This window comes from Dryocola sp. LX212 (assembly GCA_041504365.1).
Lineage (GTDB): Bacteria > Pseudomonadota > Gammaproteobacteria > Enterobacterales > Enterobacteriaceae > Dryocola.
Window position 1 is genome coordinate 3,015,788 of the sequence record CP167917.1, and the last position, 15,326, is coordinate 3,031,113.

Annotated in this window: 15 protein-coding genes, 3 pseudogenes and 1 riboswitch; of the genes and pseudogenes, 5 read left to right on the forward strand and 13 right to left on the reverse strand. The window is 49.4% G+C overall.

Going from position 1 to position 15,326, the window contains the following annotated elements:
• Positions 1-16: 16 nt before the first annotated feature.
• From ACA108_14635 to thiM, 13 genes and pseudogenes are all read right to left on the reverse strand, one after another.
• Positions 17-790 (reverse strand): ABC transporter ATP-binding protein, encoded by a 774-nt coding sequence (locus ACA108_14635; GenBank protein XEX98121.1) that lies wholly within the window; start codon positions 788-790, stop codon positions 17-19.
• Between the two features lie 15 nt (positions 791-805).
• On the reverse strand, positions 806-1,672 hold the full coding sequence (locus ACA108_14640) for an ABC transporter ATP-binding protein (protein XEX94614.1): 867 nt from the start codon (positions 1,670-1,672) through the stop codon (positions 806-808).
• The gene (locus ACA108_14645; protein XEX98122.1) at positions 1,644-2,549 is read right to left on the reverse strand and encodes an ABC transporter permease; all 906 of its coding nucleotides are present in this window, start codon (positions 2,547-2,549) and stop codon (positions 1,644-1,646) included. Before ACA108_14645 ends, ACA108_14640 begins: the two co-directional genes overlap by 29 nt.
• The gene (locus ACA108_14650; protein XEX94615.1) at positions 2,549-3,583 is read right to left on the reverse strand and encodes an ABC transporter permease; all 1,035 of its coding nucleotides are present in this window, start codon (positions 3,581-3,583) and stop codon (positions 2,549-2,551) included. Before ACA108_14650 ends, ACA108_14645 begins: the two co-directional genes overlap by 1 nt.
• Positions 3,580-5,205, reverse strand: coding sequence for an ABC transporter substrate-binding protein (locus ACA108_14655; GenBank protein XEX94616.1), 1,626 nt, complete (start codon positions 5,203-5,205; stop codon positions 3,580-3,582). Before ACA108_14655 ends, ACA108_14650 begins: the two co-directional genes overlap by 4 nt.
• Before the next feature lie 66 nt (positions 5,206-5,271).
• Positions 5,272-6,429: a mandelate racemase family protein gene (locus ACA108_14660; protein ID XEX94617.1), complete on the reverse strand. Its 1,158-nt coding sequence runs from the start codon at positions 6,427-6,429 to the stop codon at positions 5,272-5,274.
• A gap of 314 nt (positions 6,430-6,743) precedes the next feature.
• Positions 6,744-6,989: pseudogene (locus ACA108_14665) on the reverse strand (fructose-bisphosphate aldolase).
• Positions 6,990-7,077: 88 nt separating this feature from the next.
• Positions 7,078-7,401 carry a DUF1493 family protein gene (locus tag ACA108_14670; GenBank protein ID XEX94618.1) on the reverse strand — a complete coding sequence of 108 codons (324 nt, stop codon included), beginning with the start codon at positions 7,399-7,401 and terminating at the stop codon, positions 7,078-7,080.
• A complete protein-coding gene (locus ACA108_14675; GenBank protein XEX94619.1) occupies positions 7,401-7,868 on the reverse strand; it encodes an STM2901 family protein in 468 nt (155 codons plus the stop codon). The genes ACA108_14670 and ACA108_14675 overlap by 1 nt, the downstream gene beginning before the upstream one ends.
• 11 nt (positions 7,869-7,879) lie before the next feature.
• A pseudogene (locus tag ACA108_14680) lies at positions 7,880-8,362 on the reverse strand (Hcp family type VI secretion system effector).
• A 220-nt stretch (positions 8,363-8,582) separates the two neighbouring features.
• Complete coding sequence (locus ACA108_14685) at positions 8,583-8,885, reverse strand: KilA-N domain-containing protein (GenBank protein XEX94620.1); 303 nt, start codon at positions 8,883-8,885, stop codon at positions 8,583-8,585.
• 290 nt (positions 8,886-9,175) lie between these two features.
• On the reverse strand, positions 9,176-9,985 hold the full coding sequence (gene thiD, locus ACA108_14690) for a bifunctional hydroxymethylpyrimidine kinase/phosphomethylpyrimidine kinase (GenBank protein XEX94621.1): 810 nt from the start codon (positions 9,983-9,985) through the stop codon (positions 9,176-9,178).
• The gene (gene thiM, locus ACA108_14695) at positions 9,982-10,770 is read right to left on the reverse strand and encodes a hydroxyethylthiazole kinase (protein ID XEX94622.1); all 789 of its coding nucleotides are present in this window, start codon (positions 10,768-10,770) and stop codon (positions 9,982-9,984) included. Before thiM ends, thiD begins: the two co-directional genes overlap by 4 nt.
• A gap of 33 nt (positions 10,771-10,803) precedes the next feature.
• Positions 10,804-10,900: riboswitch (TPP riboswitch) on the reverse strand.
• Between the two features lie 406 nt (positions 10,901-11,306).
• Between thiM and ACA108_14700 the strand changes: the two genes are divergently transcribed.
• From ACA108_14700 to ACA108_14720, 5 genes and pseudogenes are all read left to right on the forward strand, one after another.
• Positions 11,307-11,483, forward strand: a complete 177-nt coding sequence (locus ACA108_14700) for a hypothetical protein (GenBank protein XEX94623.1) — start codon at positions 11,307-11,309, stop codon at positions 11,481-11,483.
• A gap of 341 nt (positions 11,484-11,824) precedes the next feature.
• On the forward strand, positions 11,825-12,139 hold the full coding sequence (locus ACA108_14705; protein XEX94624.1) for a DEAD/DEAH box helicase family protein: 315 nt from the start codon (positions 11,825-11,827) through the stop codon (positions 12,137-12,139).
• 35 nt (positions 12,140-12,174) lie between these two features.
• Positions 12,175-13,308, forward strand: coding sequence for a hypothetical protein (locus ACA108_14710; GenBank protein XEX94625.1), 1,134 nt, complete (start codon positions 12,175-12,177; stop codon positions 13,306-13,308).
• Between the two features lie 761 nt (positions 13,309-14,069).
• Entirely contained in the window at positions 14,070-14,849 is a 780-nt protein-coding gene (locus tag ACA108_14715; protein XEX94626.1) for a hypothetical protein, read from the forward strand.
• A gap of 10 nt (positions 14,850-14,859) precedes the next feature.
• Positions 14,860-15,214: pseudogene (locus ACA108_14720) on the forward strand (hypothetical protein).
• Positions 15,215-15,326 lie beyond the last annotated feature (112 nt).

Sequence of the window (15,326 nt, forward strand, 5' to 3'; positions counted from 1 at the left end):
GGCGCATCGGGAATCATTAAAACTTCGCCACCCTGCTCGCCATTTCCCGGCTGTATTGCCGACTGGCATTGACCAGCATCTGCGTGTAATCCACTCTCGCTTTTCCCGATATCAAGTCTTCCGTGCCTATCGTCTCCAGAATTTTGCCATGCTGCATCACCGCTACCCGATGGCACAGGTGCGCGATTACCCCTAAATCATGCGTCACCATCAGGTAGGTAAGGTTGGCCTCCTGCTGGAGGTCCGCCAGCAGGTTGAGAATTTCCGCCTGCACTGAAACATCCAGCGCGGACGTCGGTTCATCGAGCAATAACACTTGCGGTTCAAGTATTAATGCGCGCGCAATCGCCACGCGCTGACGCTGGCCGCCGGAAAGCTGGTGGGGATAGCGGCTGCGAAAAGCGCGGTTTAGCCCGACTTTATCAAGTATCGAATTAATCCGCCGTTCCCGTTCGCTGAAGCCCTGAATAATCAACGGCTCCTCCAGGATATCGCCCACGGTATGGCGGGGATGGAGCGAACCGTAGGGATCCTGAAAAACCATCTGTACCCGCCGACAGCGTTCGCGGTTAATGCTGTGCCCCAGCGCCGAGCCGTTGATGGCCAGCTCCCCTCGCCAGTGGGTAAACAACCCGGCCAGACACTTGAGCACCGTGGTTTTCCCGGAGCCGGACTCCCCGACCAGGCCGAAGATTTCTCCCCGCGCCACGTTAAAATTCACATCAAACAGAACCTGGTTGGTTTTTGTTCCTTCGCCAAAGGTTAAATTGAGCTGGCTGACCGCAATCATCGACATAGTTACCCCTTATTCGCTAAGCCAGCTTGCCTGGCGCTGTAATACCGGCAGATGATCCCGGCGTTTATCCATATCCGGCAGCGCGTTGATAAGCCCCTGGGTGTAAGGATGCCGCGCATTATGCAATTCGTCAGCGGCAATGGACTCAACCACACGCCCGGCGTACATCACCAGCACCCGATCGCAGAAGCTGCGCACCAGGTTGATATCGTGGCTGATAAAAATCAGCCCCAGCCCGCGCGACTGCACTAAATCATCCAGCAGCGCCAGCACCTGCAAACGCACTGACACATCCAGCGCGGAAGTTGGTTCGTCGGCAATCACCATTTCCGGGTCGGTAATCAGCATCATGGCAATCATGATCCGCTGCCCCTGCCCGCCGGACACCTCATGGGGGTAGAGGTGGTAAACACGTTCCGGCTGGCGAATGCGCACCACTTCCAGCATCTCCAGCACCTTTTGCTTCGCTTCTTTATGCCCGACGCGATGGTGCGTCAGCCACGCTTCTGCAATTTGATCCCCGACGCACATCACAGGGTTCAGGGAGTATTTTGGGTCCTGCATGATCATCGAAATGCGCCTGCCTCTCACCTCACGCATTTGCGCGTCCGTGGCGCGCAGCAGATCAATATCGCCAAACCGCATGCGTTCGGCGGTAATCTGCGCTTTTGAAGGATGAAGCTGTAGCAAGGCGCGCCCCACCGTGGATTTACCGGAGCCGGACTCCCCCACAATGGCCAGCTTCTCGCGGCCAAGCTGGAAGGAAACGCCACGCACCGCGTGGGTTTGCTGGCGGCCATTAACGAAAGTTACGTTCAGGTCGCGTACGTCAAGCAGTGCTGGCGAGCTATTCACCGCGCGGATCGAGGATGTCACGTAGGCCGTCTCCCAGAAAATTGAATGCCAGGCTGTTGATGAGGATCGCCAGCCCCGGAATAGTTACTACCCACCAGCACTCCATCATGTAGGTGCGTCCGCTCGAAATCATCGCCCCCCATTCAGGATCGGGCGGCTGCGCGCCAAGCCCCAGAAAGCCCAGCCCTGCGGCGGTCAGAATAATTCCCGCCATATTCATGGTGATGCGGATAATCACCGAGGGCATGCAAAGCGGCACGATATGCCGCCACAGCACGCGAACCGGCGACGCGCCCTGTAAACGAACGGCAGAGATAAAATCTGCCTGCCGTAATGAGAGCGTTTCGGCGCGGGCAAGACGGGCAATGGGCGGCCAGGCGGTGAGCGTAATGGCAATAACAACATGCTCAAGGCCTGGACCCAGGGCGGCGACAAAAGCCAGCGCCAGCACAAGACTCGGGAAGGAGATAAAAATATCGGTGATCCGCATCAGCACCATATCAACCCTGCCACCGAAGTAACCCGCCGTGACGCCAAGTAGCAGGCCAAGCGGCCCGACGGTTATCGACACCAACAGCACGATGTAGAGGGTAATGCGTGAGCCATAAACCAGACGGCTGAAAATGTCGCGTCCAAACTCATCCGTGCCGAACCAGTGCGTCGCACCCGGCGGACTCAGCGCGTGGTTGAGATCCTGAACCAGCGGGTTAAACGGTGCAATCCAGGGGGCAAAAATCGCCACCATCAACAGCAGAAAGACAATTCCCCCGCCGATTGCGGTCAGCGGATTGCGCGCCATTTTGCCGATAAATCCCCAGGTCCGCACGACCGCGCGCCTGAAGGACTGAGCGCGTTCACCTGCCCGGGTAATCTGAGGCGTACCAAAGGAAACGGTCATCATTTCGTCCTCGGATCAAAGAGTTGATAAAGCATGTCCGACAGCAGGTTAAGCAGCACGAAGATCACCCCGACCACCAGCACGCAGCCCATTACCGCGTTCATATCCCCCAGCAGCAGGCTGCCCGTCAGATAGGAGCCAAATCCCGGCCATGAGAAGACGGTTTCGATAAGCACCGCTCCTTCCAGCAAGGAGCCATAAGCCAGCGCAACGACGGTGAGAAGCTGCACCAGAATATTGCGGAAGGCGTGATTCCAGATAACCTGCCGCTCGGTCAGCCCCTTTACGCGGGCGGTAATGATGAACTCCTGCGAGAGCTGCGCCAGCATAAAGCTGCGCGTCATGCGGCTGATGTAGGCCAGGGAGTGAAAGCCCAGCAGGCACGCGGGCAGGATCAGATGATTCAGCGCGTTAAAAAATACGCTGCCGTTGCCAGCCAGCAATGCATCTATCAGCAGCAACCCGGTGCGGCGCGGCACCAGGCCATCCAGCCCCAGGTCAATACGTCCCGCACCACCTACCCAGCCAAGCCAGGCGTAAAACAGCAGCAGCCCCATCATCCCCACCCAGAAAATCGGCGTGGAGTAGCCGGCCAGGCTAATAATACGCACCGCATAATCGACAATGCTGTTGCGGCGAGCGGCGGCCCAGACGCCAAGCGGAATACCAAGGCCCGCGCCGACAACGATCGCCACCGTTGCCAGTTCAAGCGTGGCCGGGAAGACCCGCAGGATATCGTCCAGCACCGGCTTTCCGGTCAGCAGCGCGTTGCCCAGGTCGCCGTGCAGCAGGCCGCCCAGATAAATCCAGAACTGCGTGGCCAGCGATTTGTCGAACCCAAGCTGGTGGTAAACCTGCTGATAGGTGCTCTGGTCAGCATCCGGGCCGACAATCGCCAGCACGGGGTCGATGGGCATCACCCGCCCAATGAAGAAGGTCAGCAACAGCAAGCCGAACAAAGTAATAAGTACCTGACCGACGCGGCGGGAAAAACGCCGGGTGCGCCCGCCCGGCGCAAGCAGAATCATGCTCATGATTTATCCTCCCCGGCAGACGATTTATAAACATCGCGCAGGAATGTTGTCGCTGACGGGTGCGGCTGATAGTTATGCACCTCTTTGCGTACCACAACGGAATCCACCATTTGTGAAACGGGCAGCAGCGCCGGAATTAAATTGTCATAGCGCACCTGAATCGCCTGATACTCTTCCTGCTGCTTGCGCGGATCGCGTTCCACAAGCGCCCGGTCTATCTGCTGATTGAGGGCTTTATCGTAGAAGCTGGTGCGCCAGCCCTGGAAGTTGGTCAGCCTGGCAGCATCGCTGTTATCCGGGTTATAAACCAGCGACCGCAGGCTGGAGTGAGGATGAGGCTCCACGCCGCTGCCGCCGCGCCCGACCAGCATGTCGAACCGGCGCTCTCGCATCGCGCCGTAAATCTGGTTGCCGGTACCGGTGATGATTTTCGCGTTAATACCCGCCTGCATCAGCGTCGACTGCACGGCAATAGCAATATTCAGGAAAGGCTGATCGGCAAGCACGCGCAGCGTGGTATCAAACCCGTCAGGATACCCGGCCTCGGCCAGCAGCAGCTTCGCTCGTGGTACATCAAGCGCATAGCCAGGGTCGGGCAGCGTGGCGGGCATGCCGGACTGGATTGGCCGCTGGTGCAGCACGCCGTAACCCGGCATCAGCGCTTTGTTAATCCCCTGGTAATCAATCAGGTAGCGCACGGCTTCGCGCACCTTCGGGTTAGCAAAATGCGCCTCTTTCATGCTCATCGCCACGTAGTAAATCGTCCCTTTTTTGACAGCGTCCACCGTCAGGTCGGGATCTTCCCGCAGGGCGTTGACGTCCGACACCGCCATATTGCTGGCGATATCCAGATCCCCTTTGGCAATCATCAGCCGCAGCGTCTGGGATTCCTGAAAATGGCGGAACACCACGCGGCTTAATTTCGGCTCGCCGCGCCAGTAATCAGGGTTGCGCTTCATACGCAGGACATCTTTCGCCTGCCAGACTTCCAGGCTGAACGGCCCTGACCCGGCTTCGTTGGTCGTCAGCCAGCGGTTGCCCCAGTCATTATTCTGTACATGCTGCTGCACCGTTTTGCTGTCGAGCACCACTACGCTGCCCAGCGCGGCCAGCGAGTAAATCACCAGCAGCGGATCGTTGGCTTTCGGCAGGATAATTTCCACCGTTGAGGCATCGAGCGCTTTGACGTGCTCATCGACGTTTTGCTTAGTAAAGCCATAAGATTTCCAGACGGACGCCTGGGCAAGGTTCAGATGCAATACGCGGCGCATCGACCAGACGACATCATCGGCGGTCAAAGCATTTCCGGAGTGAAACTTCACCCCGTCGCGCAGATGAAAAGTCAGGCGGTTGCCGTCCTCTGAAACAGCCCAGGACGTTGCCAGCGCCGGGCGCACATTCGTAAGCTGCGCGGGATCCAGCTCCACCAGCGAGTCATAGAGATTAACCACCAGCCCAACGACTTCGTTCCCGGTCATGGCGGCCGGATCGAGCGTCAGCAGGTTGTTCATATTCATGCCGATAATCAGCTGGTCGGGGGGCGTTTTTGCCGCCGCCGACGCGCTACCGAACATGAAAAGGAGCGTGAGCAGCCACGCCCCCGGTCGGGAGCTTCTGTTCATATTGGATACCGTTTGTAGGGTCAGTTTTCCCCGACGTCATTCGCGTCGGGATTGTTATGTTTGCGATTATTCGTCGCGGCTGACGGTATGCGTCTCTATGTAATCAAAATTGATGTCTTCCCCAAGCCCTGGGCGCTGCGGCAGATGCACGAAACCTTCCGCGTCCATCGGGTCGACGATGCTGTTGAGATAAGCGGCTGGCTCATCATATTCGAGGAACGGATGCAGTAGACCCCGTTCGTACCAGCGGCAGTTACGAATAGCGCCGACAACGGCAAGGCTTGCCGCCCCGTTGCCGTGCACCTCACAGTCCATGCCATAGGCTTCTGCCAGGCCGGCAACTTTCATGCAGGGGGCGATCCCGCCCACGCCGTTTGCCCCCGCCCGCAGGATGTCACAGGCACCGGCCTTAACCCAGTCGGCCCGGCTGTGGTGTTTGCCGCCCAGGCTCTCCGGGCCCACCACGTCGATGGATAAATTCTCCGAAAGCCACACGTAGGACGCCATGCTCTCCTCTTCCATTGGCTCTTCGAACCATGCAAAGTTGAGCTTCTCCAGCGCTTTGCCAATGTACAGCGCCTGGCTGCGGCTGTACCAGTGGTAGCCGTCGAGCATCAGGTCAATGTCCGGCCCCACCGCCTCACGCACCGCCGCGCAGGCTTTTACATCCATCTTTGGATCGGGTGCAAACGCCACCGGCGGCATCCAGGTATGCAGCTTGATGGCCTTGTAGCCCCGCGCCACCAGCTTTTCGGCAAACTGGCCGAACTCGTCCGGCGTGGAAAGTCCGCCCGCCAGCTCGTCCCCGCACATGGTGCTGCCGTAAGCGGGAACCTTGTCGCGAAAACCGCCGAGCAGCTTATAGACCGGCACTTTCAGCCTGCGGCCGATTAAATCCCACAGCGCCTGCTCAACGAATGAGAGCGCGCGTTCGGTTAGCTGGTGCGCGCTACCCCGCTGCCAGTGCACGAGATCCTGCCAGATACGTTCGCGGTTGAAGGGGTCCTGCCCGACCAGTACCTTGCGGAAGAAGGCGTTTACCACATAAGGACGAACCACCTCCGGCGGCGCGAAAGAGTAACCACAGTCCCCTTCATCAGTGGTAATGGTGAGCATCGCCATTTTTGCCAGGCTCTCTTCACCCGGATGCGAATGCCCGGCGCTGTCGGCAGCGCGGCGGGTTGGGTAGGTAAAAACGGTCACATTTACAGAGGTAATTTTCACAATCGTGGATGTCCTTTTTTAACGACGAATTCGGTTAATCGGTGCCACTTCTGCTGCAAAAACGGAACGATTTCGGAAGGAAGGTGGGCCTGAATCAAAATTTAAAACAGCGTTTCAGCAACAACTTTATGCGTAAATTTTCACCTTCGCCTCGTTCAAAGGTGCGTAAATGACGGCCATTTTTTGGACATGTGCACAAGGTGGCGTGACACTTTTCACAAATTGTTATCGAATTGTGACGGGATTAACGATGTTAAAAGAGGGAGATGAGCAGAAAACCCTCTCCGCAACAGAGAGGGGGGGACAACCTATTGTCAGGCGATGGTGACTTTCCCGTCCAGATAAACATCCTGTACGGCGTTGATAAGCTTCACGCCGTCAGCCATGGATTTCTTGAACGCCTTGCGTCCCAGAATCAGGCCCATGCCGCCCGCGCGCTTGTTAATGACGGCGGTGCGCACGGCGTCCGCCAGATCCGTTTCGCCCCCTGCCGCGCCGCCTGAGTTAATCAACCCTGCGCGTCCCATATAGCAGTTTGCCAGCTGGTAGCGCACCAGATCGTGACCTACATAGAATATTAGCCAGAAGCAAAAGTTTGTAGCTAGTAGACCATTATTAAGAATAGAGCCTCCATTAGGGAGGCTTTTCTTATTCATAAAGCCAGACACCAGCTCTAGCAGATTCAATAATCATCCCCACTGTAAGCGGCTTAAGCTCTTTTGTTGAGGGCTTCTTCTGCCAGAATGGGTATTCATATTCAAAATAGTTTATTCCATCAAAGCCTGAGTATTCAATGTTGAAGTGTTCAAACACATCCAGTAGGAAATCATGTGCATCTTCTGGTAAAAATTTGAAGTCATCCTGAAGAGTCCACTCCTTTGTAATCTGCTTAAAGCCCGGCTTGTACCAATGCTTTCTGACAGGATATTTTTCCATTAAATATTGAATAACTTCAGATTCAATATCTCTCATTAGAAATATGTCCATGCTATACGGTCTGAGGGTCTGGCTATGAGGTTGTATTTGTCACGGGTACGCTTTGCAACTACCTCAATCATGATAATAAATTGAGCATAGCCAATGAACGGAATCCATCTACCTATGAAGGTTGCTATTTTAGGTGTTGGAACCATCTTCAGTTTAGTGGGCTTACCCATAGGTGCAGAGAATTTTAAACCATTAGGGAAGCGAGCATCTTTTAAAAGCCTTCTGCTTAAGATTGATGCAACGCTCGTGCCGGGTGTATTGGTCGCCGCTGACAACTTACCTGATACAGGAATCACAGGTTGCCCGATTACAACCAATGTTGCTGCCTCTGTTGTAATTCCTAATGCATCCGCTAATTGTTCAACAAAGATTAAATTGAACAGCTCAATGGGTGTAACGTTAGTATGACCGTGATAGAAGTAAGTTCCGTTAAGTTCTTCTGTAGTATCCATTCAATCACCTGTTAAGCTGTCTGGCGCTCGTTCCATGCATCTGTATAGATGATATTACCATCACAGTGTTTCCATGTGATTTTCTCATAACGTAATTCTATGGTTTCAACGTGATTATTGTTCGGGTCTTGTGGTGAAGCCATTGTTGGAGATACAGATACAATGCGAACCCCTTCAAGGAACATGTTGAAATACTCAACTTCCTGACCAGCGTCATTAATCTTGTACCATTTAATCTCTGCTGACGCTAAGTTCTGCCCTGTTGCAACGGCCTTATAAAGATATGGGCTGGAGTAGTCAAACTCTTTCACAAGCATCATTTAAGAGTGTTGGCGTGTGCCTGTAGGCTTGCCAGTGGCATTGTCAGTGGGGATGGATAGATTGTGATGAAAGCCTTTTATCTCAATACTAAATTCACGGTCTTGAACGTCTACGCCTCCCTTGATTAGTGCTCCACCATCATCTTTTAGCCATAAGTAAGCAGGAATTGCCATTTATCGTAATCTCCTTGGTTTGTTAAGGGATAATAAATCACAGAATCATGGATGACCTCAAGTGCTATGTATTAATAAATATTTCAAATGATAATTTCTATAAATATGAATTGTCGCAATGATAATTATAATGAATGTGTTAGGTCAGCGATAATCACCATATCGCATAATCTTGCTTACTACTTGTTTACGTACCTCAAACGGCATTACGCAGTAATACCTACTTTCGACACGGACAGAAATAAGCAGCATAGCTGCGAACAATCTCTATGGCTTTCTTCATATTAATAATTGCTAACGCTGTGAATGCTGCAATGACCGCAGCATGGAACTCCGCACTAATCCATGCAGCATAAGCATAGGATAAAGGCTCATTCACATAAGTTCCACCATTCCGGCCAGCTTTACTTTTAAAACCGGGATTTCCCGGAATTAGAATTTCAGCCATTAATGCCTTAGTAGAGTTCATCCTAACCCAATCACCAGGTTGGTCAGCTTTCTTTCCTCCAGATGCAGTATGCAAATCTTTTAGATTAAACAGACCATCTTTATCAGAAGTCAGAGTGACCTGCTCCCTGATTATATTACGTGAAAATTCTACTTATAAACACACCGGTTTTTCGGGGGGATTACCCGTAGGGTCAGCGAGCGGCCTGCCCGCTGAGGATAAATGTCCTGGCCCTGAGCCTCGCAAAGGGCAGTCCTAATCCTGGTCGCGACTCGCGATCTTCGCCAGCCGGGGGAGCACTTCAGGTAGGCGCTGATTTGTAACGGAATGCAGCCACGGGGGTCAAAACATAGCGTAGCCGCAACCTACCACCATTCATGAAAATGATGTACCGGGCCGATACCCTGCCCGACCTCAAGGGAATCGGCCTGCTCCAGCGCTTTTGACAGCCATTTTTTCGCGGTGTCTATCGTCTGCGGCCAGTCAGCATAGCGAGGGCGAAGGGCGGCCAGCGCCGCAGAAAGCGTACAGCCTGTGCCGTGAGTGTGGCGAGTCTGCACCCGCTGTGCGGTAAAACGCCGTGCGCCCTCTTGCGTAAATAACCAGTCCGGGCTTTCTGCATCTTCCAGATGGCCGCCCTTCATCAGCACTGCGCGGCAGCCCATCGCCAGCAAAGCATCGCCCTGCTCTTTCATCTCTTTTTCACTGATTGCCTGTGGCGCGTCCAGCAGCGCTGCTGCCTCCGGAAGATTGGGCGTGATTAAGGCTACCAGGGGCAGCAGGCGACGGCGCAGGCTTTCCACCGCCGACGGGGCAAGCAGTGGATCGCCGCTCTTAGCCAGCATCACCGTATCCAGAACCACATTTTGCGCCTTATAGAAGGCTAAACGCTCAGCCACCGTCTCAACAATATCCGTTTCGGCAAGCATGCCAATTTTAAGGGTATCGATGCGCACATCGCTCAGCACCGAATCCAGCTGCGCCGCTACGAAATCAGGCTCAATACGATAAACCGACTGCACGCCCCGGGTGTTTTGCGCCACCAGCGCAGTAATGACGCTTGTGCCATACGCGCCGAGCGCGGAGAAGGTTTTTAAATCTGCCTGGATACCTGCGCCACCGCTGGGATCCGTCCCGGCAATCGTCAGGGCGTTAACTCGTTTTAAACCTTTCATGCCAGCGCCTCCTGATCCAGATTGTAAAGCGCGTCCAGGAATGCCGGAATGAAACTGCCGGGGCCATTGCTGGCAGCTACCGCCTGAACGCCCGCTAGTTTCATAAACTGGCAGGCGGAGGCGACGTTATCGAGCAGCGAGCCAGGTAATGCGCTACAGGCGGCAACCACGGCGGAGAGCGCGCAGCCCGTGCCCACCACGCGCGTCATCAATTTGTCTCCACCGACGATTACCCAGGTTTTAAGCCCGTCGGTCACGTAGTCGCGCTCACCCGTAACGGCGACGATGGCTCCGGTTTGCAGGGAAAGATGCCGGGCGGCAGGCAGTGCGCTAAGGGCATCATCGGTACTGTCCACGCCACGCCCACCGGTATTCACCCCGGCCAGAGCAAGAATTTCAGAGGCATTACCACGAATGGCTGCAGGATGCAGAGCAAGAATATCGCGGGCAAACTGAGTACGGAAAGTAAGGGCACCAACGGCAACCGGGTCAAGTACCCAGGGTGTAGAAGATTTATCAGCAGAGTGAATGGCTGCGAGCATTGCATGGCTGCGTTCAGCGGTCAGCGTGCCGATGTTAACTAATAAAGCGCTGGCCGCAGCGCTAAACTGCACGGCCTCCTCGGCCTCGATCACCATTGCAGGTGAAGCGCCAATGGCGAGCAATACGTTAGCGGTGAAGTTCTGCACCACATCGTTAGTCATGCAGTGGACCAGTGGGGAAGCAAGGCGTAATTGGGTTAAAACAGATGCGGCACGATGGCCGGGTAGCAGGTCAGGTTGCATTGCAGGCTCCTGCCCGGCGTCAAGAAGGGATACCGGACAGGTATCTGACTTCCCTACGCTGGCATTATCCAGATCAGGTGGTACGGGTATTTCTCAGCCTTCACAAAGAAGGGCACCCCGAGTCATGTAGATTACATTTCTTTAGCAATTAGTAGCTTATGCGAAGTCATTTGTTGGCACAAGATTGATCTTACGAATATCGCTTCTTCACGCTGTACCCCACCTTGTACCTCATTTTGTACCCCACAGAAAAGCAAAAAATTACATCCTTTTTCTACCATTCACATAACACATTTTCAGATAATATATACGGATAAATGAAGTATAATTATCGCCATAAGTACTATTGAATAGCATTAGAAGATATAAATACATTTTTTATTTTTTTCTATTTCATATCATTACGTAATTACCTCATGAAAATAAAAACTATAAAGCCACTAATAGGCTGATAATTTTTATATGAAATGAGATTTTTTTATAACCTATACTAAAATCTCAAATCAATCACTTTGGCGAGAAGAAATACAAATCAAATGAAATATTATTATGAAGATGAAGTCTTATCCTATCAAAAAGAATTAGAAGAAGAATATGAATCAATGATGTACTCCAACAAACTGACACCAGAGACAAATATTGTTCATGCAGAATCCACGGAAACATATCTCAGGAAAAAGCAGGCAAAGGAGAATAAAAATGAGAAAAAATAGATTATGGACAAATAGAATACGGACGAATAGAAAAAAACTTAATAAATCAGTAAGAAAGCAACCCATCACAGAAAATATTTCATTAACTTTTTACCAATATGAAAACATTATATGCAGCGATATACCCCCGCCCCGAATATGTAATGTATTAAAAGTGAATTTGCCTAAAATGTACATACAAAAGCTAAGAGATAATAAAATACCAGAATATAGTGAATGGTATCAAAAAATAAAAAAACACAGCACATATAGCAAATTTAGGTTTTGACAAATAAATGGCTGACACTACAAATAAGAGTATAGTCGGCCTAATGAAATTAACTACTACACAGCGATAATTAATGACTAATTCCACTCCAGCTTATAATAGATTTAAATATATTTCTGCTCCATGCGGTTCAGGAAAAACAACTAAATTATGTGAGATGATCAATAAAGCACTAAAAATAAAAGGAAGCACAGATCAGTTTATAATCGTACAGAATACACAAAAACTTGCTAAGCAAACAGCTAAAAACCTTTCTGATTACGAACTTATAATCACTGAGGTGAAAAACAGTAGAAAGAATGTATTAGCGTCAGTCCTTGATTTTTTTAAAAAACCAACATCAAGAGCATTAATTATTAGTGACAAGACTTTTTTAAAATACCTGTAGATCTTCTACAAGGATGGCAAATATGGCTTGACGATGTGACTAACTTCCATTCATATAAGTGTATTAATGACGGAAATCAGTGCATTAAAGATTTAATTTATCATGCTCTTATAAAGGATCATGAAATTGTTGATGAAGGTACGGAAAAGTACTTAACGGCTAAAAAGAAAGACGTTAAAGGTGACATTTTATACAAGGTAGCACAGGAGTTATCAGTAATTAGTGAAAATGATATTTTCATTATGAATAATGATTATTTTAAAAAACCTGATAAAGTACAGTTAAATATCCTCGGTTGGAAAGACCTTAAAAAATACATAGGTTTACCGATGACATTTATGGGGGCTAATTTTGAAAACTCTTTGATCTATAAGGCCAATATTTCTTTATTTGAAGAAACAGAACTTGATGGATTATCAACAAGACAGATTCAATTAAAGGATCGTCTTAAAGTGTATTATTTTTCTGAAAATAAAAAACTGTCAAAAGGTTGGAAGGATAATAATCATGAAAAAGTTAAATGTATATATGATTACCTCGATGCAGAGCTTGATGGGAAGAAATTTTACTGGGCAAATAATGAGAAAGATACTCATAGACTTCAGAATGGAACAAAAATAAGCCCTGATGCAAGAGGGTTAAATGATTATAAAAAGTTGAATATCTGCGTCTGGCTTGCGTGTATGCGGCCTGATGAAACAGAAGCTAAATTGTGTGAATTATTGTTGGGTATTACCGGGGAAGATATTCATCTGGCGAGAGAGTACGAAAACTTGCACCAGTTTGCTCTGAGAGGGGTATCAAGGGTGTATAACAGTACAGAGCAACAGATTGTCTATGTATTTGATAAGTATCAGGCAGAATCGTTAAGTACCAATGTAGAGCATATACCTAGTGTACTTGATGATGTAACACAGGGCGTACCTGGAAGACCAGAAGGGGCTAAAAACGCCAATAAACTCCCTGCATTGAGTGATACAAAATCGAGGCGATTCAATCGCTGGAAAGCTGCTAATCCGGGGCTTGAAATGGCCTCGTTCCGTATGTTCATGAGTATTGATACTAATTACGATCTAAGTACAGAAGATAAGGCCGCTATGTGGAGCCGATATGACAAGGCAGTACAAAAAAAGAAAAAGCCTCACTTTCAGTCCAAAACACCAACATGAAAAGCAATGGGATGTCCAAAAATAACCCCTAATAATATATAGTTAGTAGAAAAATGGACATCAATCATCAAGAGCGAAAGCGAGTTAACTATCTGAAATAAGGAGCTGCGAAGCGAGCGAACTGTTTCAGGTAGTTAATGAGAGTGCTCACGCAGTGAGGACTCCTCATCTATCTAATTGTTATATATAAAGAAATCAAGCAGTACCCGCAAGCGAGCACTGTTCGCTGAATTCGGTTCTACTGCTGCATTCCCTTCGGTCACTTGCAGAGCTAACCAAATCGCGTTTTTGTTCTCTTCGGAAGTACATAACTAATTATTTTTTCAGTACATTATTGAATTTCCTGTACTCACAAGCCCTTTCTGTACTGCACGGAGCGAAGCGAAACCCGATCCAATCATTCCCTTTCTATGATGGTGTTTCCGACAAAACGCACAGGAAGCTCCTGAACGCGGTTTATCTAGAAGCAGACTTTCCTTAGTCATAAGCTACAAAACTGCCCTAGCGGCTCTATGAGAGTGTTTAAGCGGCAAACCCAGCCCATTTCCCTAAGCTTTCCGAAATACTAACTAACCTCTGATCGTTTTTACCTATTGATTTTACTGGAATCAATAGATATTGATAGATTATAGCGATCAATTACTTGTTATTAATCGATTAAATCGATCATTTTTAGTGTGCATGATATTCTCTCACCTACAACCACTTGCTTTTAAGCCCATGTTATTCAGCCTTAAACACTAAACAGGAGATACAACACAGTGAAGAAAATCGCACTATTGGGAGGATATGGAATTTGGGCGGTATTCCTTTGTCTGGCAGCACTGGAAAAGTTTGGAGACTTCTTTGCCGCTGGTACTGGCTTCTGGTCGGTACTCATGCTTTCCGTTGCCGGGATTTGCCAGCTTGGGGCTGGTCTTATCGCGATAAGCTGGGCTGTACTGGCGTTTGGAACTCTGAGATCAAAGTACTTACCCTATAAATTTGTTAATAATTATACAGTTCCGTTACTGATTATTGTACTTGCTTTCGTGGCAAGTTCTGCCAGCTCGTCAAGTAATGAAGCCAGAGCACAAAAGCTCGGTTTTAAAGACGGTAAAGAGTTTGCTGCCGCCCGAGAAAATGACATTACAAACCCTACCGATTACGCAAAATTCTTAGCTGACCAAAAAGTTAAAGCGGCAGAAAAAGCTGCTCATGAGACATTACTTGCGGCAGAGAAGGAACAAAAAGCAAAACAAGAAGAGGCTGAATGCCTTCGTCTTGATAATCCCGAGTGCTATATCTCGAAACATGAACGTGGGGATTATATGTGTGCGAAAGCTGTCGAGGATTCAGCTAAGTACGAATTTAAATGGACTGATGGAATGCTTGAACCAAAGTTTTCATCCCTAAGTTGGTACGATAAAAACAGAAAATTAGTTACTCTTTATGGACATCGTGCACAAGCTCAAAACGGTTTCGGTGCATTTAAAAACGTACAATACTCCTGCACATACAACGCTGATACTGGTGAAGTATTAAGTACTAACCTTCAATAAGGAAATACAAGTGAAAAAATATTCAATTGCAGTGCTGTTATTATTTTCTTCAGTGTCTTCTATCGCGGCAGTACCTGACGGAAATAGAGAAACCATTTGCATTTAATAACGAAATTGTTTGCTTAAAACAAATTCAGAAACAAATCACCCCTTATCTCAAGTCATTTGAAGAAGAAAGCGGGGTCAAGTACAAGTACAATGTTAAATCTGGTTTATTGTACAAGGACACTGTAGGGCTACGGTTACAGATCAACCGCGTGGATTCGGGGCTGAATGTGCGTGTAGCCGATCTTGATTACTACTGGCTACAGGAGCGGGGCAGTATGTGCCAGCCAGCGTATATGGTACTTGATCGTTCTCAATGAGTGTTTGTACTGGCATAAGGTCGCGAAAGCGGCCTTTTTTTGTTTATGTCTTTGAAAAAAATATTCTTTTAGTTTTTTACGAAAATTGAAATGTATTTTTACTGTTCAAAGA

What these genes read in the sequence shown, in the direction of transcription:
- thiM (XEX94622.1), bottom strand. Translation starts at nt 10,770, where the DNA reads ATGCAACCTGACCTGCTACCCGGCCATCGTGCCGCATCTGTTTTAACC.
- ACA108_14700 (XEX94623.1), top strand. Translation starts at nt 11,307, where the DNA reads ATGAAATATTATTATGAAGATGAAGTCTTATCCTATCAAAAAGAATTA.
- thiD (XEX94621.1), bottom strand. Translation starts at nt 9,985, where the DNA reads ATGAAAGGTTTAAAACGAGTTAACGCCCTGACGATTGCCGGGACGGAT.
- ACA108_14705 (XEX94624.1), top strand. Translation starts at nt 11,825, where the DNA reads ATGACTAATTCCACTCCAGCTTATAATAGATTTAAATATATTTCTGCT.
- ACA108_14635 (XEX98121.1), bottom strand. Translation starts at nt 790, where the DNA reads ATGATTGCGGTCAGCCAGCTCAATTTAACCTTTGGCGAAGGAACAAAA.
- ACA108_14650 (XEX94615.1), bottom strand. Translation starts at nt 3,583, where the DNA reads ATGAGCATGATTCTGCTTGCGCCGGGCGGGCGCACCCGGCGTTTTTCC.
- ACA108_14645 (XEX98122.1), bottom strand. Translation starts at nt 2,549, where the DNA reads ATGACCGTTTCCTTTGGTACGCCTCAGATTACCCGGGCAGGTGAACGC.
- ACA108_14670 (XEX94618.1), bottom strand. Translation starts at nt 7,401, where the DNA reads ATGAGAGATATTGAATCTGAAGTTATTCAATATTTAATGGAAAAATAT.
- ACA108_14675 (XEX94619.1), bottom strand. Translation starts at nt 7,868, where the DNA reads ATGGATACTACAGAAGAACTTAACGGAACTTACTTCTATCACGGTCAT.
- ACA108_14655 (XEX94616.1), bottom strand. Translation starts at nt 5,205, where the DNA reads ATGAACAGAAGCTCCCGACCGGGGGCGTGGCTGCTCACGCTCCTTTTC.